The 9,381-nt window shown below is 69.7% G+C and carries 8 protein-coding genes; 5 read left to right on the forward strand and 3 right to left on the reverse strand.

Annotated features, from left to right (window positions below; all coding sequences use genetic code 11):
- Positions 1 to 4: 4 nt before the first annotated feature.
- From ACIBK4_RS50030 to ACIBK4_RS50040, 3 genes are all read right to left on the reverse strand, one after another.
- The gene (locus ACIBK4_RS50030; RefSeq protein WP_399006797.1) at positions 5 to 1,339 is read right to left on the reverse strand and encodes an ABC transporter substrate-binding protein; all 1,335 of its coding nucleotides are present in this window, start codon (positions 1,337 to 1,339) and stop codon (positions 5 to 7) included.
- Between the two features lie 256 nt (positions 1,340 to 1,595).
- Positions 1,596 to 2,603 carry a LacI family DNA-binding transcriptional regulator gene (locus ACIBK4_RS50035; RefSeq protein WP_399006799.1) on the reverse strand — a complete coding sequence of 336 codons (1,008 nt, stop codon included), beginning with the start codon at positions 2,601 to 2,603 and terminating at the stop codon, positions 1,596 to 1,598.
- Positions 2,604 to 2,722: 119 nt separating this feature from the next.
- A complete protein-coding gene (locus tag ACIBK4_RS50040) occupies positions 2,723 to 3,976 on the reverse strand; it encodes an ROK family protein (RefSeq protein WP_399006801.1) in 1,254 nt (417 codons plus the stop codon).
- A gap of 139 nt (positions 3,977 to 4,115) precedes the next feature.
- Between ACIBK4_RS50040 and ACIBK4_RS50045 the strand changes: the two genes are divergently transcribed.
- From ACIBK4_RS50045 to ACIBK4_RS50065, 5 genes are all read left to right on the forward strand, one after another.
- On the forward strand, positions 4,116 to 5,402 hold the full coding sequence (locus ACIBK4_RS50045; protein WP_399006803.1) for an MFS transporter: 1,287 nt from the start codon (positions 4,116 to 4,118) through the stop codon (positions 5,400 to 5,402).
- A 57-nt stretch (positions 5,403 to 5,459) separates the two neighbouring features.
- Positions 5,460 to 6,884, forward strand: a complete 1,425-nt coding sequence (locus ACIBK4_RS50050; protein WP_399006805.1) for a carboxylesterase/lipase family protein — start codon at positions 5,460 to 5,462, stop codon at positions 6,882 to 6,884.
- Positions 6,885 to 7,029: 145 nt separating this feature from the next.
- Positions 7,030 to 7,527 carry a hypothetical protein gene (locus tag ACIBK4_RS50055; RefSeq protein ID WP_399006807.1) on the forward strand — a complete coding sequence of 166 codons (498 nt, stop codon included), beginning with the start codon at positions 7,030 to 7,032 and terminating at the stop codon, positions 7,525 to 7,527.
- A 52-nt stretch (positions 7,528 to 7,579) separates the two neighbouring features.
- Positions 7,580 to 8,176, forward strand: coding sequence for a hypothetical protein (locus ACIBK4_RS50060; protein ID WP_399006809.1), 597 nt, complete (start codon positions 7,580 to 7,582; stop codon positions 8,174 to 8,176).
- Between the two features lie 190 nt (positions 8,177 to 8,366).
- Positions 8,367 to 9,290, forward strand: a complete 924-nt coding sequence (locus tag ACIBK4_RS50065; RefSeq protein WP_399006811.1) for an expansin EXLX1 family cellulose-binding protein — start codon at positions 8,367 to 8,369, stop codon at positions 9,288 to 9,290.
- Positions 9,291 to 9,381: the final 91 nt, after the last annotated feature.

Raw genomic sequence — 9,381 nt, forward strand, 5'->3', positions numbered from 1 at the left:
GCGGTCACTTGCCCGCCGCGGCCGGGATCGCCTGGTCCTTCATGGACTTCAGCGCGGCCGCCTGCGCCTTCGCCAGCGCGTCGGAGAGCGTGCCGTCACCGGCCGCCGCCTTGGCCATCGCGTCCTGCAGCGCCAGGTTCACCGTCTTCTGGGTGGGGCCCCAGGCGAAGCTGGTGTTGATCTTCTTGGACGAGTCGGCGAACACGTCGAAGATCTTCTCGTTGTTGTAGTACGGAACTCCCTTGGACAGCGCGGGCAGTTGGAGCCCCGCGTTGGCCGCCGGGTAGAGGCCGCCCAGCTGGTTCTCCAGCGCGAGGGCCTCCGGGTCGGTGTTCAGCCAGGCGTTGAACTCGGCCGACTCGTAGAGGTGCTTGCTGCCCTTCATGAACGCGACGGTCGAGCCGCCCCAGTCGCCGGAGGCGCCGTTCGCACCCCACGTCGGCATCGGGACGATCGTCCATTTCCCGGCCTGCTTGGGCAGGTTGTCGCGGAACATGCTGTAGCCCCAGGCGGCGCCGACGTAACTGGCGATCTGGTCCTGCTGGTACGCGGCGTACATCTGCGTCGAACCGTTGGCGAGGTCGGTGCGCACGAGCTTGCCGGCGATCAGCTTCTGCCAGTAGTCGGCGACCTGCTTGCTCTGCGCCGAGGCGACCGTGACCTGCCACTTGTCGCCGGAGTAGCTGTACATCTGGGAGTTGTTCTGCCAGAGCAGGCCGTTGAACCACTCGGCGTTGTTCGGGTCGAAGAACGTGATGTCGAGCTTGGAGTCCGCCTTGTGCAGCTTGGCCGCGGCGGCCGCGTACTCGTCCCAGGTCGTGGGGATCGCGATCTTGTACTTCTTGAAGATGTCGCTGCGGACGAAGAGGGCCATCGGGCCGGTGTCCTGCGGCAGGGCGAAGACGCCGGTGTTGCCGAAGCTGGTCTGCGACCAGGTCCACGGCACGAACTTCGACTTGGCCGCGGTGGCCGCCGAGCAGGCCGAGGCGTCCACGAACGCGCTCTGGGTGCGCAGGTTGGGCAACTCGTCGTAGCCGACCTGGGCCAGGTCCGGCGCCTTGCCCGCCTTGAGGGCGTTGCCGAGGGTGCCGTACTGGTCGTTGGAGATGTTCTTCGTCTCGACCTGGATGTTCGGGTTCTTCTTGTTCCACAGGGCGACCACCTTGTCCATGCCCGGAACCGTGTTCCAGTACTGGAGGGTGACCTTGCCCTTGGCGGGTGCGCAGGAGGCCGCGGATGTCTTCGTCGACGGCGAGGACGACGAGCATCCGGCGAGTACGGCGACACTGGCGGCCACGGCTACGGCGCCGAGGCGGATGCGCGTGATTGTGCTGCTCATGGTTTCCGTTCCAGACAACGACTAGCGGCGGTGCTAGGCGGCTCGATGCTGATCCCGAGGGCGGGATGCCTTCTGGGTGGAAGGGACGTGGGCACACCGTTTCCCAGAGGCCCAAAAGCGTCCCGTGAGCGCTCCCGTGAGCGCTCACGGGGCTGCCTGCAGATGGACCTCGACATGCAATTTGGAATGTTCGGAAGTCTGCGCTTCGGCCTGGGCGAGTGTCAAGACATTCGGACCGGATGCGCACGCGTGGCGGTCAGGCGGAGCCGCTCAACCGCAGTTCACCCCGTACGACGAGGTCGTCGCCCGCGAGCGCTTCCTCTCCCGAGAGCAGCCGCGCGACCTGCTCGATGGCGAGTGCGCCGAGCCGGCGGGTGTCGAGGGCGACGCTGGTGAGCGGGGGCTCGACGAGCGCCCCGAGCTGCAGACCGTCGAAGCCGATGACCGCCAGCTCCCGCGGGATGCTCCGGCCGAGGCGGCGGCCCTCGCGCAGGGCGCCGATCGCGATGATGTCGTTGAACGTGAGGACCGCGGTGACGTCGGGATGGTCGGCGAGCAGGGTCCTGAGCGCCGATCCGCCGCCGTCGGCCGTCTGGTCCGCGGGGACCATCAGGCCGGCCTCGATCCCGTGGGCGGTCGCGGCGGTCGTGAACCACGCGTGCCGGATGCTCGGTTCGGCCCGGGTGTGGTGGTCGAGCATGCCGATCCGGGTGTGCCCCCGCGCGACCAGGTGCGCCACGGCGGCGTGCACACCCGCCGCGCCGTCGATCTGGATCGCGCTGAACCGCGTGCGCTGTTCCCGGCCGATCAGCACCACCGGCATACCGCGCGTGAACTTCTCCAACTCGCTCTCGGGACAGCTGAAGTAGCCGATGACCGCGTCCACTTGGGAGCTGATCACCTGGAGCGTGCCGAGCTCCTCCTCCGCCCGGTCCCCGGTGTCGTACACGACGACCTGCCAGCCACGGGTCCTGGCCGCCTCCAGCGCCGCGGCGGCGACCTCGGTGAAGAACGGGTTGAGCAGATCGGGGATCACCAGCCCGATCGTCATCGTGTCCTGCCGGACCAGACCCCGGGCGAACCGGCTCGGCCGGTAGCCGAGCGCGCGGGCCGCGTCGAGCACCCGCTGTTTGGTGACGCTGTCGATCTCGTCCTTGTCGTTCAGCGCCCGTGACACCGTCTGCCGGGACACCCCGGCCGACTTGGCGACGTCATTGATCGTGATTTTCCGGGGTTCCGTCCCCGTTGCCGACGGCACCACCATCGCCCACCTCCCGCTTCTCGCGAACGCCGGTGCGCGCGCAGAGCCCGAGTATGCATGTACGAGGGCGGACGTACGAAGCCACGGCCGGAAGCCGGGAGGGTGACGGCGAGGGCGACGGGCTACTCGGACGGCACGGTGACCGCAGTCCGGGGGAGCGCCGGAACACTGGTGGGATCGTCGAGCAGGGCGTCCCGGCAGGCCTGGAACGCACCGCGCAGCGTCGCCTCCCCGCCGAGGATGCCGAAGGTGATCACCGGCTGCATGTCGGGCGCCAGCGCACGCCGTCCGGCCAGCCGTGCGTCCAGGCCGGGCAGCAGCCAGTCGGCCCAGGTGGCGAGATACCCGCCGAGGATGATCTCGCCCGCGTCGGTCACACCGGACACACCGAGGACCGCAACTCCCAGCGCCTGCCCGGCCGTTGCGAGCGCGGCGACCGCGTCCGGATCCCCCGCACGCAGCCGACGGTCCAGCTCGGCCAGCGCCGCCTCACCACCGTCCGACTCGGCTACGGCGGCCAACCCGGCCGCGTGGAGGAGGGGTTCGGGCCCGATGTACGTCGCCAGGCAACCCCGCGTCCCACACCGGCAGTCGGGACCGTCGAGGGAGATCGGCAGATGCCCGATCTCACCCGCCATGCCGTGACTCCCGCTGTGCACACGGCCGTTGACGAGCAGCCCGCCGCCCACGCCGGTGTCGGCCTTGATGTAGGCCACCGTGTCGGGGTGCTCCACACCGTCGGCCGCGAGGGCGTGGTACTCGGCCAGCGCCGCCATGTTCGCGTCGTTCACGACATCAACCGGGCACTCCAGCAAGGGGAGTTCGGCGACGACGAGGGCGCGCAGATCGGTGCTGTGCCAGCCGAAGTCGATGGCGGCGGCGACCAGTTGGGACGAGCCGACGACTGGTCCCGCCATCGCCACGGCGAGTTGGGCAAGATGAGCGTCTGGTGTCGCGTCCCGCACCGCCGCCTCGGCCGACCGCACCACACAGCCGATGACCGCGGCCAGGGCGCGCGGATCACCGTACGGCGCGTGGTGGGGAGCCGACTCGCGGTGCAGGACGCGGCCCCGGAAGTCCGCCGCCATGACGTGCACGGACTCCAGACTCACCTGGGCGGCGAGGATCACCACGCGCTCGGGGACCAGCCGCAGGAGGCGCCGGGGACGGCCTCGCCCGCCCGACGGCACGGAACCCGCCTCACGGACCAGCCCGCGGTCGATCAGCTCCGTGACCAGCGCGGTGACGGTGGCGTGCACCAGCCCGGTGCCGACGGCGACCTCGGTACGGGCGCACGGACCGTGGGCGTCGAGGTACCGCAGTACGAGGCCCAGATTGCGGCGTCGTACGTCGGCGGAGTCGGCGGGGGCGTTCACGCAGACGATTGTGCCCCCGCGAGAAGGGATCCGGTCAAGGTGGCCAAGATATTATTTTTCGAGCCTTGAAATAAATAAATCCACGTGGCCATACTCCCGGCACCGGCAACGGTGCCGGTCCGTCCCCGTGGAGGCGTCCTTGTCCGCTTCGACCTCTTCCGCCCCCGCCACCGCCCGAACGGACGACACCCTGGGCAGCTCCCAGGTGAACGTCCTGATGTGGTCGATGGGCGCGGGATTCGCCGCTCTCTACACCGCGTACGCCGGCCTCGTCGTGGTTCTGCTCCCCGCTCAGATCCAGAACCTCGACGCCGCCGCGAAGGAATCGAACCTCGCCCTGGTGACGATGACCTCCTCCATCGTCACGCTCTTCGCCCAGCCGATCATCGGCGCCATCTCGGACCGCACCCGAGGCCGCCTGGGCCGCCGTACCCCCTGGATGCTGTTCGGCGCCGTCGCCTCGACCCTCTCCCTGCTGGCCATCTCGCACGCGACCACCCTGTTCTGGCTCACGCTGATGTGGGTCACCGTCCAGGTGCTGCTCAACGTCATCCAGGCCCCGCTCACCGCCGTCATGGCCGACCGCGTCGCCCCGCGCCGGTTCGGCATCGTCTCCGCCTTCGTCGGCCTCGGCTCCAACCTCGGCGCGACGCTCGGCGTGATCATCGCCGCCCGCTACGCCGGTCGACTCGGCCTGGGCTACGGCGTGATCGCCGCGATCGTCCTGGTGGTCGTGCTCGCGTTCGTCCTCCTCAACCGCGACCGGACCCGCCCCGAGCCGCCGGAGCCCTTCTCCTGGCGGGAGTTCCTGACCGGCTTCTGGGTCTCACCGCGCCAACACCCGGACTTCGCCTGGGCGTTCGTGGCCCGCATGACGTTCATCCTCGGCTACTGGGGTGTCGCCACCTACCAGCGCTACGCCCTCCAGGACTACGTCGGCCTCGACGCCGACGCCGTGGACAGCGCCCAGCAACTGATGTCCGTGCTCGCCCTCGTCGGCACCCTCGCCGGTGCGATCCCGGCGGCGAAGATCTCCGACCGCACCGGCCGCCGCAAGATCTTCGTGATCGGCGCGTCCGTCCTCCTCGCGCTGTCCATGGCGATCCCGCTGGTCAGCCCGACCCTGCCCGCGATGTACGCCTACGCGCTGGTCAGCGGTATGGGCTTCGGTACGTACATGTCGCTGGACATGGCGTTGATGACCGAGGTCCTGCCCAAGGGCGCGGCGGCCGGCAAGGACCTGGGCATCCTCAACATCGCCACCAACGTCCCGCAGGCGCTGGGACCGATCATCGCCTCCGTGCTCATTACCTCGTTCGCCGCGGGCTCCGACAAACTCCCCGGCTACCGCGTCCTGTTCGCCTTCGCCATGGCCGTCGTACTGATCAGCGCGCTGGCCATCCGGCCGATCAAGGGCGTCAAATAGCGGACCGAGTATCGACCCCCTATCTCGAGCCTGTCACCTCCACAAGGAAGTTGCTCCGTGCCCCAGTCCGTACTCGCTGTCACGTCCCAGGGCCCCGTCCTCGGGACGTGGCAGCACACCACCGCCCGCTTCCTCGGCATCCCCTACGCCGAGGCCCCCGTCGGCGACCTCCGCTTCGCCGCCCCCGCCCCGACCAGGCCGTGGACCGAACCGCTCGACGCCACCCGGTACGGACCCACCGCACAGCGCCGCCCCTTCATCCTCGACGGCCCCACCATCATCCCCGAACCCTCGGTACCGGGCGACGGCGTACTCAACCTCAACGTCTTCACCCCGGACCCGACCCCGGGCGCCGGCCTGCCGGTCCTCGTCTGGATCCACGGCGGGGGCTACGTCGCCGGATCGGCCGCCAGCCCCTGGTACGACGGTTCCTCCTTCGCCCGGGACGGCATCGTCCTCGTGTCCATCGGCTACCGGCTCGGCATCCAGGGCTTCCTCCACCTCGACGACGCCCCCGACAACCGCGGTGTGCTCGACTGGATCGCCGCGCTGACCTGGGTACGCGACAACATCGACGCGTTCGGCGGCGACCCCGGAAAGGTCACCATCGCCGGTCAGTCGGCGGGCGGCGGCGCGACCCAGACCCTGATGGCGACGCCCTCCGCGCACGGGCTCTTCCGCGCCGCGATCTCCCAGTCCGGTGCGGTCAGGTCGCCCCAGCACCGCAGCGACGCCCTCGCCGACTCGGCCCGCCTCACCGAACGCACCGGCGTCCCCGCCCTTGCCTCCGCCCTCCGCGACCTCACCGACGACGAACTCCTCGCCCTCCAGGACGCGTTGTCCACACCCGAGGCAGGCCTGACGCTGGCGCCTTTCGCGGACGGGGAGTTGATCCCGGTCCCCGTGCCCGACGCCTTCGCGGAGGGCAGCGCCGCCCCCGTACCGCTCCTGCTCGGCTTCACCCAGCGCGAGTTCTACCCCCCGCCCGGCACCACCCCAACACCCGTACCGACAGCGGCCGTTGACGCCATGCTGACCGGTTACGGCCTCGGGCCCGATGCCGTGACCGTGTACACCGCCCTCAGTGACCGGGTGGCCCCGGAGTTCCGCATGGGCCAGGCCCTCACCGACGCCATCTTCCGAGGCCCGTCACTCGCCCTGGCCGAGTCCCACGCCCACCACGAACTCCCCACCTGGATCTACCACTTCACCTGGGGCGGCGCGGCCCACTGCACCGAGATCCCCTTCACCTTCGACCTCCTGAACGCGGAACGCGTCACAGCGGCGACGGGCCCGAACCCGCCTCAGTCCCTGGCGGACGCGATGCACAGCGCCTGGGTCGCGTTCGTCCGCGATCTGGACCCGGGCCCTCAGTGGCCCCGCTACACCAACAAGCGGCGTACGACGATGACTTGGGACACGGTCCCGGAGGCGCTGGACGACCCGCTGAGCGCCGAACGGCGTATCTGGACCACGCCATGAATCGCCGGGAAGCCCTGTGGCCGCGTGTTCTTCTGCCGACCTGACCAGCGGCACGCCGGTGTGGGCACCCTGAAAACCGGGTGGCGGTACGGCCACCTGGGCGTGACACGATCGGCCTCCTGCCAGGTGAACGGAGGCCGGGGACATGACCAAGGAAGAGGCCAAGGCGCAACTCGGGCGACTCGCCAGGGCTCGCGCCTTCGGCTGCCACGTGGGGTCCGACCGGCTCATCCAGGCGGGCCTGGACGCACTCCTCGCGGACGTGGACAGCCCGTCCCTCCCCCTCCTGGCCGGCCTCGCACGGAGAGACGAACCCGAAGCACCCGAGCTCTTCGACCAAGTCCTCGACGAACTGGGGCTGTCCTTCGCACCACCGGCAGACCCTACGGCCGCGAAATGGGCCCACACCTACTGGCTGGCCGAGGAGATCACTGACGGCAGCCTCGATCCGGCCACCGGCGCCGACCTGATCTGGACCGAGGTCGCCGAGGCGCTCGACCACCCGGACGCACTCCGGCCGATCGTCCACTGCGCGATCTCGCTCGCCGGCCAGGACGACGACCGGACCGCGTCCTTCGAAGCGCTCCGACTCGATGCCCTGCAAGCCGCCAGGGACCTGCTGGGCCACCGCCCTCCATCGTGAACAGCTGGCTCGTGCCTATGCTGCGCTGAGGTAGGGCGACGGGGAGGCGTGTATGTACAAGCCCGGCATCCAGGTGCTGGTCAGGGCGATGGCAGCGGTGTCGGTGATCATCGCTGCCGTGGCATGCGGAGGTCATCAGGACCCGGCGACGACAGCCCCCTCCGCGACCGCCTCCCCGAACTCCTCCGTGTACACCGCCCAGTTGGAGAAGAGCGACCTCCCCTGGAGCGGCAGCCCCAGCCCGTACAACGCCGTGGCGAAACTCGACGACGGCCGCCGCGTAGCCCTGCATTACCTGCGCGGCAAGGGCCTCGTCGAGCAGCACTACAGCCCCGGCGCGAAAGCCTGGACCGCACCGAAGGTCATCTACCGCACCAAGACCGACGCATGCCAGGGCATCCAGCTGCGCACCAGGAACGGAACCGTCGCCGCGATCGCCGACTTCGGTTCCTACTGCTACGACGGTGAACCGCCGACCGAGTCCATCGCGGCCGTCGGCACCGGCGGGTTGAGCGATTGGAGCGTCAACGTCACGAAGGACTTTGACGGTTGGGAGCGGGCCACCGTCTCCAGCGACGGGCAACAGGTCGTCTTCGGGAGTGACACCACTCTGCGGTGGAGCCGGGCCGACGGGTTCGAGGGTCGGTAACCGGACTTCGGGCAGGTCGGTTTCGGTGGCGCGGCCGACGGGGCGCATCAGGAACCCCGCCAGCACGGTGAAGTCACATCTGTCCCCAACTACGCTCCCGGAGAAAGGGCTTGCCGTCGTCACCGCGAGGCTGCCAGGATCGCTGCCTTCCTCACCCCGAGCCACGGGTGGCGGCCATCTAGGAGGTCCGGTGTCCAAGCGGTGGCTGTTCCTGTCGGCGGCCGCGGTACTCATCGTCGTCTCCCTGGCGCTGGTGCTGCTGCCCGGCGACAAGAACGGCGAGGAGGTGAAGACCGCGGCCGGAAGCGTCGCGACCGAGCCCTCCGCGACCAGCTCCGGTCCGGTCAACTCACCGTCCGCGAGCGCCACTTCGAGCCCCTCCGCGCGGGCGACCGCCGCATCGAAGAAGCCGTCGGCGACCCCGTCCGCCCGCGCTACCTCCAAGCCTGCCGCCACGCCGGCCACGAAGACCCGCCAACAGGCGTCCGGTACCGCCTCGTTGGCCGGACGCATCCGCCCCGGCGTCACCTACACCGGAGTCGCCACCTTCTACGACGCGGACGGCGGCGGCGCCTGCATGTACGACCCGAGCGGTGACGTCATGACCGGCGCGATGAACACCGCGGATTACGAGTCGTCCAAGGCGTGCGGGGCGTACGTGCTCGTGCACGCGGCCAACGGCGCGAGCATCACGGTCCGCATCACCAACGAGTGCCCGGGGGACTGTGCCCCCGGCCAGATCGACCTCAGCGCACAGGCCTTCGCCAAGCTCGCCGCCCCTTCGGCCGGCCGGATCCCGATCACCTGGAACCTGGCGAGCCCCAGCACCTCGGACACGATCTCGATCCGCTACAAGACCGGTTCCACCCGCTACTGGTGCGGCATCCAGGCGATCGGCCACCGAAATCCCTTGGCCCGCCTCGAAGTCGAGACGAGCAGCGGCTGGCGTCAGTTGCAGCGCGCCGACTACAACTACTTCCTCTCCGAGGACGGCGGCGGCTGCGGCGGCGCACTCAGGCTCACCGACATCTACGGCGAACAACTCACCGTCCCCGCACTCGCGGTGCGGGCGAACGTCACGCAGTCCACGGGGCTCCAGTTCGCCAAGCACTAGGTTCTGTCCGGCGGATCATGTGACTGTCGGGTTGCCGGCTCGTTGGTCTCGGCATGGGGCGGGGTGATCTGACGAGCGCGGAGTGGGTGCG

The sequence above is a fragment of the Streptomyces sp. NPDC050528 genome (genome assembly GCF_044457795.1).
Lineage (GTDB): Bacteria > Actinomycetota > Actinomycetes > Streptomycetales > Streptomycetaceae > Streptomyces.

Coding starts and splice junctions, on each gene's coding strand:
- ACIBK4_RS50055 (WP_399006807.1), top strand. CDS start 7,030: ATGACCAAGGAAGAGGCCAAGGCGCAACTCGGGCGACTCGCCAGGGCT.
- ACIBK4_RS50030 (WP_399006797.1), bottom strand. CDS start 1,339: ATGAGCAGCACAATCACGCGCATCCGCCTCGGCGCCGTAGCCGTGGCC.
- ACIBK4_RS50035 (WP_399006799.1), bottom strand. CDS start 2,603: ATGGTGGTGCCGTCGGCAACGGGGACGGAACCCCGGAAAATCACGATC.
- ACIBK4_RS50060 (WP_399006809.1), top strand. CDS start 7,580: ATGTACAAGCCCGGCATCCAGGTGCTGGTCAGGGCGATGGCAGCGGTG.